Annotated in this window: 23 protein-coding genes and 5 tRNA genes; 4 read left to right on the top strand and 24 right to left on the bottom strand. The window is 43.5% G+C overall.

Translation table 11 applies throughout. From position 1 onward, the window contains the following. Positions 1 to 96 precede the first annotated feature (96 nt). The 20 genes from rpsL to P3T48_RS12230 all read right to left on the bottom strand — a co-directional run bounded on the left by rpsL (position 97) and on the right by P3T48_RS12230 (position 18,365). A complete protein-coding gene (gene rpsL, locus P3T48_RS12325; RefSeq protein WP_006848839.1) occupies positions 97 to 477 on the bottom strand; it encodes a 30S ribosomal protein S12 in 381 nt (126 codons plus the stop codon). 401 nt (positions 478 to 878) lie between these two features. Then, on the bottom strand, positions 879 to 1,199 hold the full coding sequence (locus P3T48_RS12320) for a DUF3467 domain-containing protein (protein ID WP_022252579.1): 321 nt from the start codon (positions 1,197 to 1,199) through the stop codon (positions 879 to 881). A 688-nt stretch (positions 1,200 to 1,887) separates the two neighbouring features. Further along, on the bottom strand, positions 1,888 to 6,219 hold the full coding sequence (gene rpoC, locus P3T48_RS12315) for a DNA-directed RNA polymerase subunit beta' (protein WP_158463329.1): 4,332 nt from the start codon (positions 6,217 to 6,219) through the stop codon (positions 1,888 to 1,890). Positions 6,220 to 6,250: 31 nt separating this feature from the next. Continuing rightward, positions 6,251 to 10,063 (bottom strand): DNA-directed RNA polymerase subunit beta, encoded by a 3,813-nt coding sequence (gene rpoB / locus P3T48_RS12310; protein WP_276506883.1) that lies wholly within the window; start codon positions 10,061 to 10,063, stop codon positions 6,251 to 6,253. A 104-nt stretch (positions 10,064 to 10,167) separates the two neighbouring features. Continuing rightward, entirely contained in the window at positions 10,168 to 10,545 is a 378-nt protein-coding gene (gene rplL / locus P3T48_RS12305; protein WP_158463331.1) for a 50S ribosomal protein L7/L12, read from the bottom strand. 54 nt (positions 10,546 to 10,599) lie between these two features. Beyond that, entirely contained in the window at positions 10,600 to 11,118 is a 519-nt protein-coding gene (gene rplJ, locus P3T48_RS12300) for a 50S ribosomal protein L10 (RefSeq protein ID WP_276506882.1), read from the bottom strand. 18 nt (positions 11,119 to 11,136) lie between these two features. Then, on the bottom strand, positions 11,137 to 11,829 hold the full coding sequence (rplA, locus tag P3T48_RS12295; protein ID WP_158463333.1) for a 50S ribosomal protein L1: 693 nt from the start codon (positions 11,827 to 11,829) through the stop codon (positions 11,137 to 11,139). Between the two features lie 21 nt (positions 11,830 to 11,850). Continuing rightward, positions 11,851 to 12,291 carry a 50S ribosomal protein L11 gene (rplK, locus tag P3T48_RS12290; protein WP_158463334.1) on the bottom strand — a complete coding sequence of 147 codons (441 nt, stop codon included), beginning with the start codon at positions 12,289 to 12,291 and terminating at the stop codon, positions 11,851 to 11,853. A gap of 60 nt (positions 12,292 to 12,351) precedes the next feature. Further along, complete coding sequence (nusG, locus tag P3T48_RS12285; RefSeq protein WP_022252585.1) at positions 12,352 to 12,894, bottom strand: transcription termination/antitermination protein NusG; 543 nt, start codon at positions 12,892 to 12,894, stop codon at positions 12,352 to 12,354. A gap of 11 nt (positions 12,895 to 12,905) precedes the next feature. After that, on the bottom strand, positions 12,906 to 13,094 hold the full coding sequence (gene secE / locus P3T48_RS12280) for a preprotein translocase subunit SecE (protein WP_158463335.1): 189 nt from the start codon (positions 13,092 to 13,094) through the stop codon (positions 12,906 to 12,908). A gap of 16 nt (positions 13,095 to 13,110) precedes the next feature. Then, positions 13,111 to 13,183, bottom strand: a tRNA-Trp gene (locus P3T48_RS12275). A gap of 59 nt (positions 13,184 to 13,242) precedes the next feature. Beyond that, complete coding sequence (gene tuf / locus P3T48_RS12270; protein ID WP_158463336.1) at positions 13,243 to 14,439, bottom strand: elongation factor Tu; 1,197 nt, start codon at positions 14,437 to 14,439, stop codon at positions 13,243 to 13,245. Positions 14,440 to 14,510: 71 nt separating this feature from the next. Continuing rightward, positions 14,511 to 14,582 (bottom strand) — tRNA-Thr (locus P3T48_RS12265). A gap of 14 nt (positions 14,583 to 14,596) precedes the next feature. After that, positions 14,597 to 14,669, bottom strand: a tRNA-Gly gene (locus P3T48_RS12260). A gap of 14 nt (positions 14,670 to 14,683) precedes the next feature. Further along, a tRNA-Tyr gene (locus P3T48_RS12255) sits at positions 14,684 to 14,765 on the bottom strand. A 15-nt stretch (positions 14,766 to 14,780) separates the two neighbouring features. Continuing rightward, positions 14,781 to 14,854, bottom strand: a tRNA-Thr gene (locus P3T48_RS12250). Positions 14,855 to 14,955: 101 nt separating this feature from the next. Beyond that, complete coding sequence (gene hpf / locus P3T48_RS12245; RefSeq protein ID WP_022251328.1) at positions 14,956 to 15,255, bottom strand: ribosome hibernation-promoting factor, HPF/YfiA family; 300 nt, start codon at positions 15,253 to 15,255, stop codon at positions 14,956 to 14,958. A 23-nt stretch (positions 15,256 to 15,278) separates the two neighbouring features. After that, positions 15,279 to 16,160, bottom strand: coding sequence for a tyrosine-type recombinase/integrase (locus P3T48_RS12240; RefSeq protein ID WP_276506881.1), 882 nt, complete (start codon positions 16,158 to 16,160; stop codon positions 15,279 to 15,281). Positions 16,161 to 16,242: 82 nt separating this feature from the next. Further along, on the bottom strand, positions 16,243 to 16,434 hold the full coding sequence (gene rpsU, locus P3T48_RS12235) for a 30S ribosomal protein S21 (protein WP_022251326.1): 192 nt from the start codon (positions 16,432 to 16,434) through the stop codon (positions 16,243 to 16,245). Between the two features lie 140 nt (positions 16,435 to 16,574). Continuing rightward, positions 16,575 to 18,365 carry an aminopeptidase P family protein gene (locus P3T48_RS12230; RefSeq protein ID WP_276506880.1) on the bottom strand — a complete coding sequence of 597 codons (1,791 nt, stop codon included), beginning with the start codon at positions 18,363 to 18,365 and terminating at the stop codon, positions 16,575 to 16,577. 200 nt (positions 18,366 to 18,565) lie between these two features. Between P3T48_RS12230 and P3T48_RS12225 the strand changes: the two genes are divergently transcribed. Then, positions 18,566 to 19,558, top strand: coding sequence for a malate dehydrogenase (locus P3T48_RS12225; RefSeq protein ID WP_158463339.1), 993 nt, complete (start codon positions 18,566 to 18,568; stop codon positions 19,556 to 19,558). 116 nt (positions 19,559 to 19,674) lie between these two features. Here P3T48_RS12225 and P3T48_RS12220 read toward each other — a convergent pair whose 3' ends face one another. Genes P3T48_RS12220 through P3T48_RS12205 form a run of 4 tightly spaced genes read right to left on the bottom strand, consistent with a single transcriptional unit; the run spans position 19,675 to position 22,078 of the window. Further along, positions 19,675 to 20,784, bottom strand: a complete 1,110-nt coding sequence (locus P3T48_RS12220; RefSeq protein ID WP_276506879.1) for a competence protein CoiA family protein — start codon at positions 20,782 to 20,784, stop codon at positions 19,675 to 19,677. A gap of 6 nt (positions 20,785 to 20,790) precedes the next feature. Continuing rightward, on the bottom strand, positions 20,791 to 21,468 hold the full coding sequence (locus P3T48_RS12215) for a hypothetical protein (RefSeq protein ID WP_276506878.1): 678 nt from the start codon (positions 21,466 to 21,468) through the stop codon (positions 20,791 to 20,793). Positions 21,469 to 21,510: 42 nt separating this feature from the next. Next, on the bottom strand, positions 21,511 to 21,819 hold the full coding sequence (locus P3T48_RS12210; protein ID WP_158463340.1) for a DUF2442 domain-containing protein: 309 nt from the start codon (positions 21,817 to 21,819) through the stop codon (positions 21,511 to 21,513). Position 21,820: 1 nt separating this feature from the next. Next, positions 21,821 to 22,078 (bottom strand): DUF4160 domain-containing protein, encoded by a 258-nt coding sequence (locus P3T48_RS12205; RefSeq protein WP_276506877.1) that lies wholly within the window; start codon positions 22,076 to 22,078, stop codon positions 21,821 to 21,823. A 288-nt stretch (positions 22,079 to 22,366) separates the two neighbouring features. Here P3T48_RS12205 and P3T48_RS12200 point away from each other — a divergent pair, with 288 nt between their 5' ends. Genes P3T48_RS12200 through P3T48_RS12190 form a run of 3 tightly spaced genes read left to right on the top strand, consistent with a single transcriptional unit; the run spans position 22,367 to position 25,021 of the window. Beyond that, on the top strand, positions 22,367 to 23,221 hold the full coding sequence (locus tag P3T48_RS12200) for a DUF3737 family protein (protein WP_276506876.1): 855 nt from the start codon (positions 22,367 to 22,369) through the stop codon (positions 23,219 to 23,221). A 19-nt stretch (positions 23,222 to 23,240) separates the two neighbouring features. After that, on the top strand, positions 23,241 to 24,443 hold the full coding sequence (locus P3T48_RS12195; protein WP_443217196.1) for a MalY/PatB family protein: 1,203 nt from the start codon (positions 23,241 to 23,243) through the stop codon (positions 24,441 to 24,443). A 53-nt stretch (positions 24,444 to 24,496) separates the two neighbouring features. Further along, on the top strand, positions 24,497 to 25,021 hold the full coding sequence (locus P3T48_RS12190; RefSeq protein ID WP_276506875.1) for a nitroreductase family protein: 525 nt from the start codon (positions 24,497 to 24,499) through the stop codon (positions 25,019 to 25,021). The last annotated feature ends 12 nt before the right edge of the window (positions 25,022 to 25,033 follow it).

The raw sequence follows: 25,033 nt of genomic DNA, 5'->3' as shown, positions 1-25,033 counted from the left end.
TCTCCAGCAAAACGTTTGAAATAAAAATTTTGTTTTTGTTTCCTCAACTCTCGACCTTCTCCGGTCGTGAGTCTTTGGTTTACGGCTTTACAAAGATTACTTCTTTGCCTTTGGACGCTTAGCTCCGTACTTAGAACGACGCTGTGTGCGGTTTGCTACACCTGCGGTATCAAGAGTACCACGAACGATGTGATAACGTACACCAGGGAGGTCCTTAACACGACCACCACGAACCAATACGATTGAGTGCTCCTGCAAGTTGTGACCCTCTCCTGGGATGTAAGAGTTAACCTCCTTAGAGTTTGTCAAACGAACACGGGCAACCTTACGCATTGCCGAATTAGGCTTCTTTGGAGTTGTTGTGTAAACACGGACACAAACACCACGACGCTGAGGACATGAATCCAAAGCTGGTGACTTGCTCTTGTCTACGAGAACTCGTCTGCCTTTTCTTACCAATTGTGAAATAGTAGGCATAATTTTACTTTTTAATTTATTATTTTTGTTTTGTTATTGTCAAATCCATAACGTCCCAAATATTTCTGGCCGTTTTCGGGGTGCAAAGATACGACTTTTCTCGCAAAACACCTAACTAATTAAAAAGGAAGCTTTTCAAAATCGCGACATTTAACTTTATATAACTATTTGTTGCGTTTTTTAGAAGCCTTTTTAGTATTTCATGACATACAACTTACCAAATAGAAAGACGAAGTTGAACTAAAAAAGAGGTAAACTTTCAATGGTTCAGAACTTAAAGGTATCAAAGGAGTTAAGGCAGATGTGTGCTTGGAAACGAAACGAAGGACTAATTACCGTCACATTCATTTGCATACTTCTATAGAACACGCCATAACTCCTTTAATTATCTCTGTTTCAAATTATGCTTCACCCTTAGGAGTATTGAATGGAGCGATTGTACGCTCTGGCTCATTAGGCATCTTGATCTTGCCAAATGTCTGCTCATAATTGTATATGTTGCTCTGCAAAGCCTGCAACAAACGCTTGGCATGCTCAGGTGCCATAATGACGCGACTCTTTATTTGCGGCTGTGGCATTCCAGGGAGTGCGCAGGCGAAATCGAGGATAAAGTCCGAACTGGAATGGGTAATGAGCGCAAGGTTTGAGTAAATTCCTTCTGCTACCTCGGGGTTGATTCCCATCTGAAACTGATTCTGATTGTTCTTGTTATTATCTTCCATAATTCTTTAAGTTTATAAGGTTATTAATTTTATTGACGTTGCAAACTTACATAAAAAATCTGAGAACTGCAACTTTTTTGCAGCTTTTAATAAATACACATCAAATAACAGCAATTTCACTCCCGTATAAACGACTTCAAAATATCGTGATTGTCACATTTATTATAATGTACGTCCGCATGCGCGCAAACATATTATATATAAAGAACAACTATAAAATAGCAGAAATCATAACTATATGTGCATAATAAATCCTTTGTGCCTGCAAAAAAAACATGCTTCCAAAAGGAAGCGCAAGCATAAAATCCAACGAAGTATTTATTGTAGTCTAACGAAGCGCTTCATTAAGTGTTAAGAAAGCGCTTCATTAAGTGTTAAGAAAGCGCTTCATTAGGTGCTAAGGAAGCGCTTCGTTAAGGTGCAACAAAGCGCTTCGTTGAGTCATGAAGTTAACGACATTCTACAACACTCTTCGACACATGTGAGAAATGCATATTGTAACTTTGCCACCCAATAGCTATTACTACGGAATATGACAGGCAAGGAAAACGCGATACATTCACCTTGACATGATAACAAAGGTTACAATGCTACTTTAGAAAAAAACTATTTTTATCTACAATTATATAGATACAAAAAGGGATATGCCATTACTGACATATCCCTTTTATTTTATCAAATACTAAGATTACTCTCCCATGCCGGAGTCTGAATAATCAAGCACGTTCTTGCGATTAGCCTGCATGCGCTCATATTCTTCCTTAGAGCCAACAATAATCTTCTCCCACTGACGAAGGCCTGTACCAGCTGGAATCAAGTGACCACAAATCACATTCTCCTTCATACCCTCAAGGTAGTCCACCTTACCACGGATAGCAGCCTCATTCAAGACCTTGGTAGTTTCCTGGAATGAAGCGGCACTCATGAAGCTCTTAGTACCCAAAGCAGCACGAGTAATACCCTGGAGTATCTGAGTAGATGTTGCAGCTACAGCGTCACGGACCTGAACCAACTTCATATCACGACGCTTCAGACCTGAATTCTCATCACGCAGTCTGCGAGCTGTAATAATCTGGCCAGGTTTGAGATTCTCACTGTCACCAGCGTCGGTAACAACCTTCTTGCCCCAGATACGATCATTCTCCTCGGCAAAATCGAGTTTATCTACCAATTCTTGCTCCAAGAATGTAGTATCACCCGGATCATCAATACGAACCTTACGCATCATCTGACGAACGATGATCTCAAAATGCTTGTCGTTAATAGCCACACCCTGAAGACGATAAACGTCCTGAACCTGGTTGACAATGTACTCCTGTACGGCAGTAGGGCCCTTGATAGCAAGAATATCGCCTGGAGTCACGACACCATCAGAAAGAGGTGTACCAGCACGAACGGCATCATGCTCCTGAACCAGAATCTGCTTAGAAAGAGATACGAGATACTTTTTCTGGTCGCCAGTCTTGGATGTAACAATAATCTCACGGTTACCACGCTTTACCTTACCCATGGTAATCTCACCGTCGATTTCAGAAACAACAGCAGGGTTTGATGGGTTACGAGCCTCAAACAACTCAGTTACACGTGGAAGACCACCAGTGATATCACCAGCACCACCTACGGCACGTGGAATCTTCACCAAGGTCTCACCCGTCTTGATAGTCTGACCATCTTCTACGGCTACGTGTCCACCCACTGGGAAGTTGTATGTACCCAATACCTGTCCGTTAGCATCAACAACATCACAAGAAGGAACCATGGTCTTATTCTTGGAGTCGGTGATAATCTTCTCGGTAAGACCGGTGGTTTCATCAGTCTCAGCACGGTAGGTAACACCCTCCTGAACGTCATTGAACTTCAATGTACCAGCATACTGGCTTACGATAACGGCATTGAATGGGTCCCACTTGGCAATAACAGTGCCCTTATCAACGACCTCACCTTCCTTGTGATAGAGTGAAGAACCATAAGGAACGTTCAATGTTGAAAGAACGATATTTGTATTAGGATCGACAAATCGGATTTCTGCCAAGTGGCTTACTACCATCTCGCACTTTACGTCATTGCCTTCCTCGTCTTCTTCTACAAATGGAACTGTGCTCAACTCATCGAACTCGATTCGTGATTTGTTCTTAGCCTCTATCTTGGCATTGGCAGCCGCGTTAGAAGCAATACCACCGGCGTGGAATGTACGAAGAGTAAGCTGTGTACCTGGCTCACCAATAGCTTGAGCTGCGATGACACCTACAGCCTCACCCAACTGTACCATGCGGGCAGTAGCCAAATTACGACCATAACACTTCATGCAGACACCCTTCTTGCTCTCGCAGGTAAGTACCGAGCGAATCTCAACACTCTCAATAGGAGAATCTTCGATAGCTTTGGCCTTAGCCTCTGTTATCTCCTCACCGGCACGTACAATCAACTCGCCAGTTGTAGGATGAATAACATCATGTACAGATACACGACCGAGGATACGCTCATACAAAGTAGAAATCACCTCGTCACCGTTCTTCAAGGCTGTACAAACCAAACCACGCAAGGTACCACAGTCCTCCTCAGAAATAATCACATCATGGGACACATCGACAAGACGACGTGTCAGGTAACCAGCATCGGCAGTCTTCATAGCGGTATCAGCAAGACCCTTACGGGCACCGTGTGAAGAAATGAAGTACTCCAACACAGACATACCCTCCTTGAAGTTAGACAGAATTGGGTTCTCAATAATTTGAGCACCTTCAGCACCTGCCTTCTGAGGCTTAGCCATCAAACCACGCATACCAGACAACTGCTTAATCTGGTCTTTAGAACCACGGGCTCCAGAGTCAAGCATCATATACACAGCGTTGAATCCCTGATCAGCCTCGGTCATTTCCTTCATCAGCACATTACCGAGGTTGGTGTTTACATGAGTCCAGGTATCGATAACCTGGTTGTAACGCTCCTTATCGGTAATGAAACCCATATTATAGTTATTGGTGATTTCCTCAATCTCCTTATGACCCTTAGCCACGATTTCTTCCTTCTCTGGTGGAATAATGATATCACCAAGGTTGAACGAAAGACCGGCAACGTAAGCCATACGATAACCGAGGTTCTTGATACCATCGAGGAACTCGCAGGCCTGTGCCATACCGACAGCCTTGATTACATCAGAAATAAGTCCGCGCAAAGTCTTCTTTGAAATAACATCATTGAAGAAGCCTACTTCCTCTGGAATAATCTGGTTTACAATAACACGACCTACAGATGTCTCAACCATACGCTTCTGCAACTTGCCATCTACGAGGTCGTTGACAATAACCTTTACAGGCGCGTGCAAGTCGCAACGTCCCTCATTGCGTGCAATCAAAGCCTCTTCAGGACCATAGAAAGACAAGCCCTCACCCTTGGCTCCTGGACGAATCTTGGTGATGTAATAAAGACCGAGCACCATATCCTGTGAAGGAACGGTGATAGGAGCGCCATTGGCTGGGTTCAGGATGTTATGACTCTGAAGCATCAAAATCTGTGCCTCGAGAACAGCCTCATTGCTCAAAGGAAGGTGAACAGCCATCTGGTCACCATCGAAGTCAGCGTTGAAGGCTGTACATGCCAATGGGTGCAACTGAATAGCCTTACCTTCGATCATCTTAGGCTGGAAAGCCTGGATACCAAGACGGTGAAGAGTAGGAGCACGGTTAAGCATAACAGGATGACCCTTCATCACATTCTCGAGAATATCCCAGATTACTGGCTCACGACGATCAACAATCTTCTTGGCGCTCTTTACAGTCTTCACAATACCACGTTCAATGAGCTTGCGGATAATGAATGGCTTATAAAGCTCGGCAGCCATCAACTTAGGAAGACCACATTCACCCATCTTCAACTCAGGACCTACAACGATTACCGATCGAGCAGAATAGTCAACACGCTTACCCAGCAAGTTCTGACGGAAACGACCCTGCTTACCCTTCAATGAGTCAGAAAGTGATTTCAATGGGCGGTTGCTTTCGCTCTTCACAGCAGAGCTCTTGCGAGAGTTGTCGAACAAACTGTCAACAGCCTCCTGCAGCATACGCTTCTCATTACGGAGGATTACCTCTGGAGCCTTGATTTCCACCAATCGCTTCAAACGGTTGTTACGAATTATAACACGGCGATAGAGGTCATTGAGATCTGAAGTGGCAAAACGACCTCCATCCAGAGGTACCAATGGACGGAGTTCAGGAGGAGTTACAGGGATGATCTTCATAACCATCCACTCAGGACGGTTGATACCCTTGCTGGCACGGAAGCCCTCTACAACTTGAAGACGCTTCAAAGCCTCAGTCTTACGCTGCTGGCTTGAATCGTTGCTAGCACGGTCGCGTAACTCGTATGACAGAGAGTCGAGATCCAAGTTCTGCAGCAACTGATAAATAGCCTCAGCACCCATCTTTGCAATAAACTTGTTTGGATCCTCATCAGGAAGACGGTCGTTATCTGGGCTCAACTGATTGTCGATGATATCGATATACTCATCCTCTGTAAGAAGGTCGAGAGTATGAGAACCATTCAATTCCAAACCATCAGCATCCTTTCTGCCAGCCAGCGCACCTGGCTGTACTACAACATACTTCTCGTAGTAAATGACAGCATCAAGTTTCTTGGTAGGCATACCTAAGAGATAGCCAATTTTGTTAGGCAATGAACGGAAATACCAGATGTGAGCCACTGGCACAACCAGTTCAATATGACCAGAACGTTCACGACGGACCTTCTTCTCGGTCACCTCAACACCACATCGGTCACAGACGATACCCTTGTAACGGATACGCTTATACTTACCGCAAGCACACTCATAGTCCTTGGTAGGACCAAAGATGCGCTCGCAGAAAAGTCCGTCACGTTCGGGCTTATATGTACGATAATTAATGGTTTCGGGCTTTGTAACCTCACCATACGAATTTTCCAGGATCTCCTCAGGAGAGGCAAGACCGATGGTAATCTTCGTAAAATTATTCTTTACCTTTGTATCTTTTTTGAAAGCCATGTTTCTATATCTAAATTAGGGGTTCTCAAAATTAATCAAGTTTGATGCTCAGACCAAGACCACGAAGCTCATGGAGCAATACGTTGAGAGACTCAGGAATACCAGGAGTTGGCATTGGGTCGCCCTTAACGATAGCCTCATATGCCTTGCTACGACCTACAACATCATCCGACTTGATAGTCAGAATCTCCTGCAGTACGTGGCTTGCGCCGAATGCCTCGATGGCCCAAACCTCCATCTCTCCAAATCGCTGACCACCAAACTGGGCTTTACCACCAAGTGGCTGCTGTGTGATGAGAGAGTAAGGACCGATAGAACGAGCGTGCATCTTGTCCTCTACCATATGACCCAACTTCAAGAAGTAAGTCATACCAACAGTAGCAGGCTGGTCGAACTGCTCACCAGTCTCACCATCGTAAAGATATGTAGAGCAGAAACGTGGCAAGCCAGCCTTGTCTGTCCATACTGAGAGATCATCAAGCTTAGCACCATCGAAGATAGGAGTAGCAAACTTAACACCCAACTTCTTACCGGCAGCACCAAGAATACACTCAAAGATCTGACCCAAGTTCATACGAGAAGGCACACCCAATGGATTCAACACCATATCAACGGGACGTCCATCTTCCATAAATGGCATATCCTCTGTGCGCACAACCTTAGACACAATACCCTTATTACCGTGACGACCTGCAAGTTTATCACCTACCTGAATCTTACGCTTCTTGGCAATGTAAACCTTAGCCATCTGAAGAATACCAGAAGGAAGTTCATCACCAATAGTAATTGCAAACTTGCGACGCTTCAGTTCTGCATCAAGCTGCTTGTACTTGCGGATATAGTTCATAATCAAAGTCTGAATCAAACCATTGGTATGATCGTCATCAGTCCAGTTGTTTGACTGAACGCCATCATATTCCAGGTTCTTCAGCGCAGCAGTAGTAAACTTGCTGCCCTTGGTGATGATTTCAGCACCAGTATAATCCTTCACACCCTGAGAAACCTTACCCTCGGTCAATGTGAGCAACTTGTCAACAAGGATATCTTTCAAGTCATCGTTCTTTGCCTCGTATTCCTCGTCAATCTTGGCAAGAATAATCTTGTCCTGCTTCTTTGACTCTCGAGTTTTAATAGCACGAGAGAAGAGTTTCTTGTCAATAACAACACCACTTAGTGATGGGTTAGCCTTCAATGAAGAATCCTTCACATCGCCTGCCTTGTCACCAAAGATAGCACGGAGCAACTTCTCTTCAGGAGAAGGATCGCTCTCACCCTTAGGAGAAATCTTACCAATCATGATATCACCTGGCTCAATACGAGCACCAACACGTACGATACCATTATCATCCAAATCCTTTGTAGCTTCCTCGCTAACGTTAGGAATATCGCTGGTAAACTCCTCCATACCACGCTTGGTCTCACGAACATCAAGTGAATACTCGTCTACGTGTACAGAAGTAAGCACATCCTCGCGAACCATACGCTCTGAGATAACGACAGCATCCTCATAGTTGTAACCCTTCCAAGGAATATAAGCTACAAGCAGGTTGCGGCCCAATGCCAACTCTCCATTCTCGGTTGCATAACCCTCTGTCAGGATATCACCCTTCTTGACACGCTGTCCCTTATTACAGATAGGACGGAGGTCGATAGTCATATTCTGATTGGTACGGCGGAACTTTGGAATGCGATACTCCTTCAAAGCTGGCTCGAAGCTTACAAATTCCTCTTCCTCTGTACGATCGTAAAGGATACGGATAGTAGTAGCATCTACATATTCGATAACACCCTCACCCTCAGCAGTAACCATGGTACGAGAATCCTCACATACCTGCTTCTCCAAACCTGTTCCTACTATAGGAGCATCGTTGTGAAGCAATGGAACAGCCTGACGCATCATGTTACATCCCATCAGCGCACGGTGACCATCATCATGCTCCAAGAAAGGAATCAGACCAGCAGAAACAGAGGCAATCTGCTGGGGAGACACATCAACAAAGTCAACCTCAGAAGGCTCTACAACTGGATAATCAGCATCCTGACGACATTTTACAACATCACGGATGAATGTACCCTCTTCCGTCAAAGGAGCATTTCCCTGACCGATAATCTTATTCTCCTCATCCTCAGCAGTGAGATATACCACATCCTTGTTGTCCATATCCACCTTACAGTCTGTTACCTTACGATAAGGAGTGATGATAAATCCAAGGTCATTAATCTTAGCATACATACAGAGTGAAGAAATCAAACCGATGTTAGGACCTTCAGGACTCTCAATAGGACAAAGACGACCATAATGAGTATAGTGAACGTCACGAACCTCAAAACCCGCACGCTCACGTGACAAACCGCCAGGACCCAATGCTGAGAGACGACGCTTATGTGTAACCTCTGCCAGAGGGTTGGTCTGGTCCATAAACTGAGACAATGGGTTGGTACCGAAGAAAGAGTTGATAACACTTGAGATAGTCTTTGCGTTGATCAAATCGGTAGGGGTAAACACCTCATTGTCGCGAACGTTCATACGTTCACGGATAGTACGGCTCATACGAGCCAAACCAATAGAGAACTGGTTAGCCAACTGTTCACCTACAGTGCGTACACGACGATTTGACAAGTGGTCAATATCGTCAACCGTAGCATTGGAGTTAACCAGCTGAATCAAATATTTGATAATCTCGATAATGTCGTCCTTTGTCAAAACACGAACGTCCATATCTGTATCGAGACCTAATTTCTTATTAATACGATAACGGCCTACCTCACCCAAGTCATATCTCTTATCAGAGAAAAAGAGGTTCTGGAACACCTCACGAGCACTTGCATCATCGGCAGGATCAGCATTGCGCAACTGGCGATAGATATAAGTAACAGCTTCCTTCTCTGAGTTACTTGGATCCTTGGCCAAAGTATTGAAGATGATAGTGAACTTATTGGCAGCCTCCTCGTCCTTATGCAACAGCACAGTAGAAGCTCCACTATCACAGATTTCATCGATATTCTCAGCAGTAAGTTCTGTCTCACGCTCCATGATCACCTCATTACGTTCGATAGAAACCACCTCGCCGGTATCCTCATCAACGAAGTCCTCATTCCAACTCTTCAATACACGAGCAGCCAACTTACGACCTATGGCAGCCTTCATGTTTTTCTTATTGACCTTTACCTCCTCAGCAAGGTCGAAAATCTGAAGAATGTCCTTATCCTGCTCATAACCAATAGCACGGAGCAAGGTCGTTACAGGCAACTTCTTCTTACGGTCGATGTAAGCATACATCACATTGTTGATATCTGTAGCAAACTCTATCCAACTACCCTTGAATGGGATTATACGCGCAGAATAAAGCACAGTACCATTGGCATGAACGCCCTGACCGAAGAACACACCAGGTGAACGATGTAACTGCGATACAACAACACGCTCAGCACCATTGATGACGAAAGTACCGTTCTCTGTCATGTAAGGAATAGTACCCAAGAATACATCCTGGATGAAAGTACCGAAATCCTCATGATCTGGGTCTGTACAGTAAAGTTTCATCTTAGCCTTCAAAGGTACACTATACGTAAGACCTCTCTCCAAGCACTCATCAATAGAATAGCGTGGAGGGTCAATATAGTAATCCAAGAACTCAAGAACGAAATTATTACGAGTATCGGTGATAGGGAAGTTCTCAGAGAACACCTTATACAAACCGTCATTCTTGCGTTCCTCAGGCGGAGTATCCAACTGTAAGAAGTCCTTGAAAGACTTTAACTGCACATCGAGGAAATCCGGATATGGGTACGGATTATGAACGCTGGCAAAATTTACTCTGTTATCAACAATTTTTGTAGCCATTAGAAGTTATTAAATGGTTTATCAAAATAATAAAAGACACAAAAAGGTTAGGACTCGCCTACTGGGAGAATCCTAACCATATATTAAGAGATGTAAACTCTAAATTACTTGAGCTCTACCTTAGCACCAGCTGCCTCGATAGCCTTCTTCAAGTTCTCAGCCTCGTCCTTAGCAACGCCTTCCTTGATTGTAGAAGGAGCACCGTCTACGAGATCCTTAGCCTCCTTCAAACCGAGACCACAAGCCTCCTTAACGGCCTTTACAACCTGGAGCTTTGTAGCACCAACCTCAGCGAGGACAACGTCGAAAGAAGACTTCTCCTCAGCTGCAGCTGCACCACCAGCAGCAGGACCAGCAGCTACAGCTACAGCTGCAGCAGCAGGCTCAATACCATACTCGTCCTTGAGGACTGTTGCCAACTCATTAACTTCCTTAACAGTAAGATTTACTAACTCTTCTGCAATAGCTTTAATATCTGCCATTTTTATTCTAATTTAAATTTTGTTTATACTAATTAATTTAATAACATTGTGAGATTACTCAGGACGCTCGCCCAATGTCTTAAGCACACCATGGATAGTGTTGCTTCCTGATTGAAGAGCAGATACAACGTTCTTCGCTGGAGACTGAAGCAAAGCCACAATTTCTGCGATAACCTCATTCTTGCTCTTGAGTGCTGCAAGTTCGCCAAGTTTATCGGCACCTACATAGAAGCTTTCTTCTGCATAAGCAGCCTTCAAAGCTGGGATACCTTCCTTGTCATACTCTTTCAGCATTTTAGCTGGTACATTAGCAGTGTTAGTGAACAACACAGCTGTATTACCCTTCAAACTTCCGTACAACTCAGAGAAATCGATGTCAGAAGCCTCGAACGCCTTGTGAAGCAAGTTGTTCTTAACAACAACCATCTTGATTTCACTCTTGAAGCACTTACGACGAAGATTGCTGGTCTTCTCAGCATTCAATCCTGTAACGTCTACAAGATAGAAGTGAGGATACTCCTTAAGCTTCTGTCCAAGTTCGGTGATAATGGTATCTTTAATTTCTTTCTTCATTTTACAAAACTTTTAGAGTTATTCAACTGATTTAGGATCAATCTTGATACCCTTACTCATAGTGCTTGAAATAAAGATACTCTTGATATATGTACCTTTAGCAGCAGCAGGCTTCAACTTGATAACGGTTGCAATAAACTCCTTAGCATTTCCGTAGATCTGCTCAGCTGTCATGCCTACCTTACCGATTGATGTGTGGATAATACCAGCCTTATCAACCTTAAAGTCAATCTTACCTTGCTTAACTTCCTTTACTGCCTTAGCAACGTCCATAGTTACAGTGCCACTCTTAGGGTTAGGCATCAAGCCACGAGGACCAAGCACGCGACCCAAAGGACCAATCTTACCCATGCAAGAAGGCATAGTGATGATGACATCAATATCTGTCCATCCACCCTTGATCTTTTCAACGTATTCGTCAAGACCAACATAATCAGCACCTGCTTCCTTAGCAGCAGCTTCCTGATCAGGAGTACAGAGCGCAAGCACACGGGTAACCTTACCAGTTCCGTTTGGCAATGAAACAACGCCACGAACCATCTGGTTAGCCTTACGTGGGTCTACACCCAAGCGTACATCAATATCCAGAGATGCATCAAATTTGGTTGTGGTAATTTCCTTAACCAACTCTGCAGCCTCTTTCAATGTGTATGCCTTCCCTGCTTCAACCTTATCAGCTACTGATTTTTGATTTTTTGTCAGTTTACTCATTTTTCTAATTGAAGTTATAAATTATTTACCAGGGAAGTCCCCTTTTACAGTTATACCCATACTTCTTGCAGTACCAGCAATGAGCTTCATAGCTGATTCTACAGTAAAGCAATTCAAGTCCTTCATTTTGTCCTCAGCGATAGTCTTCACCTGATCCCAAGTAAGACTTGCTACCTTCTGACGGTTAGGCTGAGATGAGCCACTCTTAATTTTAGCAGCTTCCTTCAACTGAACAGCAGCAGGAGGAGTCTTGATGATGAAATCGAATGACTTGTCAGTGTAGTATGTGATAACAACTGGCAATACTTTACCTGCTTTATCCTGGGTACGGGCGTTGAATTCCTTGCAGAATCCCATAATGTTAATACCTTTAGAACCCAGTGCAGGTCCTACTGGAGGTGAAGGATTTGCAGCGCCACCTTTAATCTGTAATTTGATTAATCCAGCAACTTCTTTAGCCATTTCTTTGTTAATATTTAAAAATTGAAACTTTATAAAAGGCAATGTACTCGTAACAATACATTATTCCTTTTCTACTTGCATAAAACCAAGCTCTAACGGAGTCTTACGTCCGAAGATCTTAACCATCACCTTCAGCTTGTGCTTCTCGGCATTTACTTCCTCGATAACACCACTGAAACCACTAAATGGACCATCTGTAACCTTAACTGTCTCATCCACTGCATAAGGAGTATCAAGATTCTCCTCAAATTCAGTTTCTTCGGCAGTGCCCAACATACGATTTATGTCAGACTGAGGTACTGGTGTAGGATCATCCAAACCTCCAAGGAAACCCAAAACATTAGGGCAAAAACGTAACGTATGAGCTACATCACCCTTCAGTTTAGCTTCCACAAAGACATAACCTGGGAGAGCCACTTTATCTTTAACGACTCTCTTACCATTACGTACAGTTGCATGCTTCTCAACAGGAATCAACACCTGAGAAACATTAGCTGCAAGTAAATCATTGTGCTTCATCTCAGCCTCGATGTATTCTTTCACCTTAGCTTCTTTACCACTAACGGCTTTGAGCACATACCACTTATTTCCTGTGTCTGCCATTTCCTTAAAAATTAACCTGGATAAACTACTCCCATTAACGCTTTAAAGATAGAATCCATTGCGAACACCACCAATGCAATGACAAGGGAAGCAGATAATACAACCATTGCACTATGGGTAAGTTCGGCACGTGTAGGCCAAGTAGTCTTATGCGCAAGTTCATTATAACATGTCTTGCAATAATTTACTATCTTATTCATATTATCTTCTAATTAGCACGGGTTGGAGGGCTCGAACCCCCGACACCTGGTTTTGGAGACCAGTGCTCTACCAACTGAGCTAAACCCGTAAAAAGTCCCCGCCACCGCAGTAGCGGGGACATATATAGTAAATTACGTATTTACTTTATTACTTAACGTCGTCGAGAATTGCTGTAATCTGACCAGAACCTACTGTACGACCACCCTCACGGATAGCGAAACGAAGACCCTCGTTCAAAGCAACCTTGTAGATCAACTCTACCTCAATCTCTACGTTATCACCAGGCATTACCATCTCAACTCCCTCTGGAAGCTTGATCTCACCTGTACAGTCCATAGTACGGAGATAGAACTGAGGACGATATTTGTTACCGAATGGAGTGTGACGGCCACCCTCTTCCTTCTTCAATACGTAGATAGAAGCTTTGAAGTGATCGTGAGGAGTAATAGCACCTGGGTGCACTACTACCATACCACGCTTAACCTCTGCCTTATCAATACCACGGAGGAGCAAACCTACGTTATCACCTGCCTCACCCTCAGCGAGAACCTTACGGAACATCTCAACACCAGTGATTACAGACTTCTTATCCTCACCAAGACCGAGCAACTGAACCTCGTCACCTACCTTGCAACGACCAGTCTCAATACGACCTGTAGCAACAGTACCACGACCAGTGATTGAGAATACGTCCTCAACAGGCATCAAGAAAGGCTTGTCAACCTCACGCTCAGGCTCCTGAATCCACTCGTCAACAGTGTCCATCAAAGTCTCTACAGACTTAACCCACTTTTCAACGCCGTTCAAAGCACCGAGAGCAGAACCACGTACGATTGGAGTATCCTCCTCGTAACCATACTGCTCGAGGATCTCATGAAGCTCCATCTCAACGAGCTCAAGCATCTCCTCATCGTCAACCATATCACACTTATTCAAGAAAACAACCAAACGAGGTACGTTTACCTGACGTGCAAGAAGTACGTGCTCACGTGTCTGTGGCATAGGACCATCAGTAGCAGCACAAACCAAGATAGCACCATCCATCTGAGCAGCACCAGTAACCATGTTCTTTACATAGTCAGCGTGACCAGGACAGTCTACGTGTGCATAATGACGCTTTGCTGTTTCATACTCAATGTGAGCTGAGTTGATAGTGATACCACGCTCTTTCTCTTCAGGAGCATTATCGATCTGATCGAAAGACTTAACTGCCTCAGATGTACCGAGCTTCTCGTTCAATACCTTAGAGATGGCAGCGGTCAGAGTAGTCTTACCATGGTCAACATGACCAATTGTACCAATGTTAACATGCGGTTTGGTACGCACGAATTCTTCTTTAGCCATAGCTTTTCTTTTTATTTATATAAATGAATAATCTGTTCCTCTACCATTCTACTATCTTCTTAGAACGATAGAGCTGTAACTGAGAGTTGAACTCAGGACCTCTTCCTTACCAAGGAAGTGCTCTACCACTGAGCTATTACAGCAAGTTAATAAATTGAGCGGAAAACGGGGCTCAAACCCGCGACCCCCAGCTTGGAAGGCTAGTGCTCTATCAACTGAGCTATTTCCGCAAGTTAAGAAAAAGTGGGTGGTGATGGATTCGAACCACCGAAGGCATAGCCAGCAGATTTACAGTCTGCCCCATTTGGCCACTCTGGTAACCACCCTTATTTTCTTTCTTGAGCCTCTTGTCGGATTCGAACCAACGACCCCGAGATTACAAATCACGTGCTCTGGCCAACTGAGCTAAAGAGGCAAATCCTTGCAGCCATTTTAAGGCTTAAAAAGGAAGCTGTTGTAAAACGGCTGCAAAGATACGACTATTTTTTGGAACCACCAAAACTTTTCGTTATTTTTTTAGTGATTGCGCATTTTTTCTTTAAATTTGGTCAACTGAACCTTCATTGCATCCACTGTCAGATCTATTCCTTCCTCAAAAGTGTCGCATACTTTTTCGACAAAGAGTTTAGATCCTGGCACTGCGACCTCCAGCTGAACTTCCTTATTCATTGCTGTGGCTGGTTTCACGACCTTTAATTGCACCTCTACTTTCTGTATATCTTCATAAGTTTTCTCTAACTTGGCGACTTTCTTTTCGATAAACGCCTGTAACTTCTCGGTAGCATCGAAATGAATCGACTGAATCTTAATTTCCATAGTGACCTCCATTTTTTAAAAGGTTATGCCCTGGGATGGGCTTCTGTATAAACTCGCTTCAACTGCTCAAAGGTCGTATGCGTATAAATCTCCGTTGTGGAGAGCCGCGAATGACCAAGCAATTGCTTTAAACTCTCAATATCTGCCCCATGGTTTAGCATAGCTGTTGCAAACGTATGCCTTAACACATGTGGGCTTTTCTTTTTCAACGAGCAGAACCTTGCAAGGTTTTCCTTTACGATGCGCTGCACCAAATCAGGTTTGATGCGTAAACCTGTTTCCGATACCAACAGTGCCGCCGTCTTACGACTTACAGTCCTGTTTCGCTCTTCCACATAGTTTTCTATCATGGATTTCAACTCGTTGCCAAAGGGAATAACGCGCTGCTTGTCGCCTTTTCCTGTCACCTTTATGAATTGCCCCGTCAAGTTCACCGCCTCATCATCCATGTCTACAAGTTCCGCTAAGCGAACTCCTGTTTCGTAGAGCATCATGATTATCAAACGGTCCCGAAGCCCCTTAAAGTCATCTCCCCAAGCCTGCTTATCGAGCAAGTCATTAATCTCATTCTCTTTCAAGAACTGCGGGAGAGGCCTGCTGCGTTTAGGGCTTCGAATGGCATGAGCAGGATCAGAGGAGATAAATTCCCTTGCCAGAGCAAACTTAAAAAAGCCTTTCACCGCACTAAGACGGCGAGCCACTGAACTGGGGGAATTTCCTTTATCTACCATGCTTTCCATCCAGTCTCGGATAATGTCGGTATCTATGGTCTCCCACGTCAATCCTTCATCTTTATCCAAGAAGTATGCCTCAAATGCATACAGGTCTTCAGCATAACTTATTACCGTCCTCGGAGACCTATTAAGCTCCTGCGACAGGTAATCAAGGAATTCTTTGACAGTCATTTTACGTTACTCATTACCTTTATCGGCAACGAAAATACGAAAATTAATTTGAACTACCAAATTTTTTGAGTTTTTTTTACTATTATTCCTCGTTTGCGCGCAACTGCTGTACGTAGATGGCGTGTTCCATCTTGAGACGCTTCAAAACAGAAGGCTTGTCATACTGCTGACGAGCACGGAGCTCCTTAACAATGCCTGTCTTTTCGAACTTTCTCTTAAACTTCTTGAGAGCTCTCTCGATGTTCTCACCGTCTTTAACTGGTACAATAATCATTTTGTTTTGCTTTTAATTTATTATGTTAAACTTATGTTGTTTCTTTGCTAAAAGGGCATAGCGCCACAATTTGCGGGTGCAAAATTACGCTTTATTTATCAAACTACCAAGATTTTACACGTTTTTTTGTTCTAAATTGTTCATTTTAGTGGCTTTGTGGCTTCCTTAAGCCAGTTTTTATCATCTTCTTCGAGCCAAGGTGACAATTTTTCAAACACCATTCTATGATAATCATTAAGCCACATCTTCTCTTCGGGCGTCATCAACTCCATTTCTATAGGAGCAGTGTCTATAGGGCAAAGAGTAAGAGGCTCCATCTGTAGGAATTTTCCAAAATCTGTCTGCACGTAATTTGTAACAAGCAGAGTGTTCTCTATACGAACGCCAAACTCTCCTGCCAGATAGATGCCAGGTTCATCAGTAATGGTCATTCCTGCTCTCAAAGGTGTAGGCTTCCATTCCATACGTATCTGATGAGGACCTTCATGCACGCTCAAGTAAGAACCCACACCATGACCGGTTCCATGCAAATAGTTAAGGCCTTCACGCCAAAGGCATCTGCGCCCCACTGCATCAAGCTGTGTACCCGAGGCGCCATCAGGGAACTTAACAAGTTCTATCTGTATATGAGCTTTGAGAACGAGTGTATAGATGCGTTTCATCTTCTCGCTCACAGGTCCAAGAGCTATCGTTCGGGTTATATCTGTGGTTCCGTCTTGATATTGGGCACCAGAATCGATAAGAATCATCCCTTCAGGACGAAGCTGAGCATCCGTCTGCGGTGTGGCTTCATAATGAACGATGGCACCATGTTCCTGATAACCGGCAATGGTATCGAAGGAAATATCACGAAAAAGAGGTTGTTCTGAACGGAGGGAAGTCAACTTGCGATCAACAGACATTTCTGTTTGTCCACCCATCTCTACCGCCGGCTTCAACCAACGCAGGAACTTCACCATTGCTATTCCATCCCGCAACATAGCCCGCCGGAATCCCTTCACCTCGGTTTCGTTCTTTACGGCCTTCATAACAGGAATAGGCGAAGCCGAAGACACAATCTCCTGACATTTCACAGCCTTCCACAGCCGATAGCTTGTTTCGTCACCATCAAGCAAGATATTATATTCCGAGTAAGTCCTCAGTTCATCTTCCACCTTATTATATTTATATAGGGAGACACCATTCTCGGCAAGATAAGCCGTCACCTGCGGTGTAAGTTTTCGCTCGTCCACAAAAAGAGAAACCTTATTGGAAGAGATCAGCAAATAACTCACAAAGACCGGCACACAATGAACATCCGTACCACGAAGGTTGAGTGTCCAGGCTATATCATCGAGAGCCGACACGAGCATACCATCTGCATGCAGCACACGAAGAGCCTTACGAATACGCAAGAGCTTAGACCGCAAAGTCTCACCTGCATATTCCAGAGGTTGAATCTCAACAGGAAAATCAGGAATAGACGGACGATCTTTCCAGATAATGTCTAACGGATCAAAATTGGTACGTACAGTGATACCTCCCTTCTGGCGAAGTTCGGCAACCAGCGCCTGCGTCTCATGATAGGAGTTAACCATTCCATCGAGTCCCACCTCAGGAGAATCAACCTCAGCCAACTGCTCTCCCAACCACTGAGCTATAGTAGGCGTACCTTCCACCCGCTGTTTCATCAGTTGATATTCAGTGCCTTTCAACTGCTGTTCTGCAGCTAAGAAATAGCGCGAATCCGTCCACAACGCAGCCTTCGTAAGAGTAACTACAGCAATACCAGCCGAACCATTAAAGCCCGATATCCACTCACGGCCCTGCCAATGAGGAGCCACATATTCACTCTGATGCGCATCAGTGCTGGGAAAGATAAAAGCCGCCAATTTTTCACGCTTCATCACTTCTCTCAGACTATCTAATCTTTGTTTTATCACATCTACCATATCCTTAATTGCTAAATAGAGATTACAAAGATAAACATTTTAAGAATTAATCACAAATTTAAGCGAAAAATATTGCACGATTTACATTACTTTTTAGTAATTTTGCGGTCGAAAAAGAAAAAAGCACTCAGAAGGAGCGCTGAAGGTTCAGTCAAAACTTTTCAACAGAAATTATAAACAATTTAAAATATATTGTAGTTATGGAATTTTTAAGTAATGACAAGCTTTTGATCGTCGGTGCCGGCGGTATGATTGGTTCTAACATGGTACAGAGCGCTTTGATGCTCGGCCTCACTCCCAACATTTGTCTTTATGACATCTATGAGCCAGGTGTTCATGGTGTTTTCGACGAAATCCAGCAGTGCGCATTCCCAGGCGTTAACGTAACTTATACAGTAAATCCTGAGGAGGCTTTCACTGGTGCCAAATATATCATTTCTTCTGGTGGTGCTCCTCGTAAGGAAGGTATGACCCGTGAGGATCTTTTGAAGGGCAACTGCAAGATCGCTGCTGAATTCGGTGACAACATCAAGAAGTTCTGCCCAGACGTAGAGCACGTTGTTGTTATCTTCAACCCTGCTGACGTAACAGCCCTCACTGCACTTATCCACTCTGGTTTGAAACCAAACCAGCTCACATCTCTCGCAGCCCTTGACTCTACTCGTTTGCAGCAGGCTTTGGCTCTCGAGTTCGGTGTACAGCAGGATAAGGTAACAGGTGCACACACTTATGGTGGTCACGGTGAGCAGATGGCTGTATTTGCTTCTCAGGTAAAGGTAGACGGCAAGCCATTGTCAGAGATGGGTCTTTCAGCTGAGCGCTGGGAGGAGATCAAGCACCACACAGTACAGGGTGGTTCTAACATCATCAAGCTCCGTGGCCGTTCTTCATTCCAGAGTCCTGCCTACAATGCTGTCAAGATGATCGAGGCTGCTATGGGTGGTGAGAAGTTCACATTGCCTGCAGGTTGCTATGTAAATCATGATAAACTCGGCTTCAAGAACGTAATGATGGCAATGCCTACTACTATCGACAAGACTGGTGTTCACTTCACAGAGCCTACAGGTACTGCGGAGGAGATCGCTGCCTTGAACAAGTCTTACGAGCACCTCTGCAAGATGCGCGACGAGATCGTTGAGTTGGGCATCGTTCCTGCAGTAGATGAGTGGAAAGAGATGAATCCAAACTTGTAATTCTTCTCTCGTAGAAAGATTATAAGATAAAATAAAAGGCTGAATGATTAGAGGTTTCTCTTTCATTCAGCCTTTTCATTTTGTTGATGTTTAAAGAAAGAGAGACAATGCTGAAATCATAGCACTATATAAAAAGTATCCTTATGAAAAGAGAATTGCCGTTGTTGCTCTTGAATATCGAAATAAAAACACTTACAAGTCTTTGCAATTGAGCTATCAAAACCACCATACATATCAAACTGCCATTTAGGGATTTGCAAATGTTTATAAAGTTTACAAATATTGCGTGCGTTTATAGACCATGCAGGAACATAATTACTACACATTTCACAGTTTTTTATCCCGAACTTCTGATAAGCTATATACTTTGCAAAATCACAAGCAGCAGGTATTGTGTCAAAATTTTGTCTCAACATGATTATTTCGCATAAAGAATTATGATAAGTGCGTTTTGGAGCCTTACAATTACAAGAACTATAAGTACAAAATATCTTTCCTGACTGATAAAGCACAAAACGTATAACAGGAACATCAGAACTCATATTGTTGTTATTGTCATACTTTTTAAAACCATAAAATGCAGTTATTTGCCTAAACCGATACGCAAATTCATCTATAGGCACTTGTTTTTCAACCAAACCTTCTTTTACTATTGCATTAATATCCTCTTCTGTCTCAATAATTGTTTCTATAATACGATTGCCACTATTGAGTTTTGCATCATCACTTGCATGAGTTACACAAAATTCAATATAAATAGGCGTAACATTAGGATGCCCCTTGGAAAAGAACACTAAATCAGAACGTCTGGTTATATTGTCATATGCCTTTTCTTGTTTACAAGAATCATACCATTTTTTGATGTCAAAACGCCTTCTTGAGGTTAGACTACATTTGCCAAAATCACTTTTAAATATACAATTCACATTTGAACAATATGAGGTATATTCAAACTCAATATAGAACGACAGCTGCTCATAAAATGCCTTTTGTACTTTTTCCTTTGCCAACAAATGCAACATTGACTCATAAGCATGTTCGCATTCAGTTCCTGAAAGATGCGAAAAATGATGTTTGCGTTTTTCTCCTTGTCTTGCCAATAACCTCTCCTTGCAATTTGGGCAGAAACAACCACACGCCTTACCTTTTGGCACATCATCAACATGCACCAACTTACCATTGCTATCAACTGCATATGTAAGGTATGGTTGCTTCATTTTCATCATCTAAACTTACAAGTCTTCACCATTAGCTTGATTATATCCATTTTCGTAGTGAATCATAACACTATACTTGCCATAATTTTCATTAATCATAAACCATACCAGATGTTTTTCAAAAACCTCTTGAGTAGCTTCGCCTATTATTCTATCCATATCTTCCTTTTGCTCTGGTGTAGGATTATTGAATTGCTCTATAGTATATGTTTTCATCAAACTATTTAATGCAGCATTAACAGTCATGGAATCAGATGGTACCTGAAAAAAATCCGCTTCAAAACGTTTCCGATGAACAGACATTTCAAAAGATATATTTGTATCATCTGGTATAATATAACTCTCAACATCACTAACTGCAACATATTTGTTGTTTTTACTAAATTGGTGAACAAGATTATTAAAACGAATCCTCACATTCGTCTCGTCTGTTAGATTCTTATCCCCCACAGAAACACGCCAAATTTTACCATTGTTCCCCATAAGATTCACATAAACTTCAGCCCCATTGAAAGTCCCTTCAAGTTGGTTTTCATAATATGGCGACTGTCTGAAGCCTTTTGCCATGAGTTTCTGCTTCATAGCCGCAACTGTTCCATCTACAGGAATACCCAAAAACTTAGTCACATCTTTTTGAGCGAATGATGTTAGTGAGACCATTACTACCATCATTAGAGTTAATAACTTCTTCATATTTCTTTGCATTTATAGTTACTTATATTTTACACTCCACTTTTAGCCTCGATGTACTTCTTCCGCCACCATATCATGCTTTACATTATCAGCATAATATTTCGGAAGAGGCTTGCTCATCGCATAAAGATATTCTGGTTCAAAACCGATTTCATTATTCCAATCGATCGTAAATGGGTCAAGGGTAAAATGACGAAAATACTCTTTATCTGCCAACATTTTAAGCATACCCCTACCCGATGTAACAAGTTCGCTAAAATCAAGCAATCTTGTCTCACCATTGCTAAACTCAGCAACTATACTATAATCGCCGACATAGCTTGCACTCTTTATCGTCAAAATATCATCCATGTTATTCCAAAGGTTTAATTTTATTAGGAGACTTGAACTCTCGTAAGAGTTCCCAATTCTCCATCAACTCTCGTTTGTGCAAGTCCAACCACTCATACACAAGGGTCAAGGCTCTTCTGGGAAGCGAACCTTTGACGATACCTTCCTCTATGGTAACAATTGCTTTGTAATCATTGTACCACACATGGAAATGTGGCGGATTATGCTCACTCACATACATATAAATAACTATCCCATAAAAATGACTTATCTCTGGCATATTTTTGTATTTTTAATTTTGATAAGGCAAAGATACGTTTTCATTTCCTATTTTCCAAGAGTTTTGCAAAATATTTCTTCAAAATATATTTTCTAGAATATCAGAGCATATACATGCGGATTTTCCAACTGGCTCTGTCACCGTCACCTCTTATAAGTAATAAAGTTACATCTTTCCGTAAAAATGATAATCACATTTTGGCATTATTTTTGTAACTTTGCAACCGAAATGGAAAAGATTTCTTTCCTGACAGATAATAGCATATATATAATAAGGTATAGAAAAAAAATGAAAAAGATAGAAAACAAGACTTTCGGAGGCGAGCGTCCGCTCTTTGGCGCACACGACGTTCGTTTGGAAGATATTACGATTATCGATGGCGAATCGGGCATCAAGTGTTGCAGCAATATAGAATGCCACAACTCCAAGTTCTATGGCAAATATCCATGGTGGCATGTAAACGGATCACTTATCACCAACTGCTATTTCGCACCCGAGAGCCGTTCCGCCATCTGGTATTCAGACAATATGGTGATGAAAGACTGTACCATTGACGGTCCCAAGTTCTTTCGCGAAATGAGGAATCTCGAGTTAGAGAACGTATCCATCAATGATGCCGACGAGACTTTCTGGAAGGTAGACGGTCTGAAACTGAAAAACGTTAAGTTGCACGATGGCACCTACCCTTTCATGTTCTCTAAGAACATCTTTGTAGACGGCTTGGAAAGCGACTCCAAATATGTATTCCAATACTGCCACAACGTAGAGGTACACCACGCACATATCACAACCAAGGACAGTTTCTGGGAATGTGAGAATGTGACGGTTTATGACTCAGAACTCAACGGCGAATACCTTGCCTGGCACAGCAAGAACATCAAGTTGGTGCGTTGTCATATCAGTGGAGAGCAACCACTCTGCTACATGGACCATGTGACATTGGAGGATTGCACCTTCGACCCAGGATGCGACCGTGCCTTTGAGGACTGTTCCAACATCGATGCACACATTAAAGGGGATATTACCAATATCAAGAACCCCATCTCGGGCAGAATAGAAGCAGACGGAATAGGAAGCATCACCTATACAGAATTCGCCAAAGCGCCCAAAGAAGCATGCGAAATCATTGACAAGTCAAAGTAAAAAGGAAGGAAACTGAATTATGAAATACAATTTTGATGAAATTATAGACCGCCGTGGCACCAACTCCTACAAATGGGACTTGGTGAAAGAAGAAGGCGTAATACCCATGTGGGTGGCGGATATGGATTTCCAGACTGCCCCTTGCGTCATCGAAGCCCTGCAGAAGCGTGTGGCTCACGGCATCTTCGGTTACACCCTTGTTCCCGACTCTTACTACGAGGCCATCATCAGCTGGTTCTCGCGTCGCCACCAGTGGAACATACAGAAAGACTGGATTCTCTACACATCAGGCGTAGTGCCAGCCATCTCTTGCTGTCTGAAAGCAATCTGTATGCCAGGCGAGAAAGTTCTGGTACAAACCCCAGTGTACAACTGCTTCTTCTCTTGCATCAGAAACAGCGGTTGCGAAGTGATAGAAAATGAGTTGAAACGTGTCGGCAACTGCACCTACGAAATCGACTTCGAAGACTTCGAACGCAAGTGCGCCGACGAGAAGACGACAGCCTTCCTGCTCTGCAACCCTCACAATCCGGCAGGACGTGTATGGAAGAAAGAGGAACTGGAACGCATGAGCAACATCTGCCAAAAGCATGGTGTAAAGGTAATCGCCGACGAAATACACTGCGAGCTTATCATGCCTGGCTATCAGTACACACCCTTTGCCAGCATCAACGAGGCTTGCCGCGACAACTGCGTGGTATTGAATTCTCCATCAAAGTCCTTCAATATCGCCGGCCTGCAGATTGCCAACATTATTTGTCCTGATGCATCATTGCGCCGCCGCATCGACCGATCCATCAACATCAACGAGGTTTGCGATGTCAATCCATTTGGCGTGATTGCCCTCCAGGCAGCCTATAACGAGGGAGAGGAATGGCTCGACGAACTCAATCAATACCTTTACGAAAATTACCAGGCAGTGAAAGAGTTCTTCAATACAGAGTTGCCACAGGTTCGCGTTACCCGACTGGAGGGAACCTACCTTGTATGGCTCGACATACTGCCATTCGAGCTGTCAAGCGACGAAGCTTACGAGAAACTAATGAACGATGGTAAAGTATTCGTCAACAGCGGCACGATGTATGGCAGAAAGGCAGGACAAGGTTACCTGCGCCTCAATATCGCGTGTCCACGTCAGACCTTAATGCAGGGACTGATTCGCATCGCACGTGTTCTGAGTCAGTATATGGACGAAGAAGACTTGAGCGGTTGCCCTGCATAATGTTAGAAACAGAAACATATATAAACAGAAAGTTCTTTCAAAATCAAATCAATATGGAAAATGATGTTTTAAAAGCTATAAAAGAGAGAAGAAGTATTCGCCGCTTCAAGGCAGACCAAATTACCGACGAGGAGTTGAAGACAGTATTGGAGGCTGGCACTTGGGCCGCAACAGGACATGGCACCCAGAAGCCATTTATCGTTGCCGTACAGAACACGGAAACATGCGCCCAACTGCGCAGGATGAACGCTGAGGTGATGGGAGTGGAGAGCGATCCCTACTATGGCGCGCCAACCATCGTCATCGTTCTGGCACCCTGCGACGAAGTGAACAGCGTGAAAGACGGAAGCCTCATCCTTGGCAACATGATGCTTGCCGCCCACTCCATCGGGCTTGCTTCTTGCTGGATAAACCGTGAGGACGCGATGTTTGCCAGCGAGGAAGGCAAGAAACTCATGAAGGAATGGAACCTACCCGAAGGCCTGATGGGTATCGGCGCCTTGGCTCTGGGCTATGCTTCGGCTCACCCCCACACCGTAAAGCCTCGCAAGGAGGATTATTATCGCATCATCAAGTAAAGCGACAATCAC

It is taken from the genome of Segatella intestinalis, from assembly GCF_029348455.1.
Lineage (GTDB): Bacteria > Bacteroidota > Bacteroidia > Bacteroidales > Bacteroidaceae > Prevotella.
The sequence above is the reverse complement of the archived record's forward strand: the minus strand, read 5'-3'. Positions and strand labels throughout refer to the sequence as shown.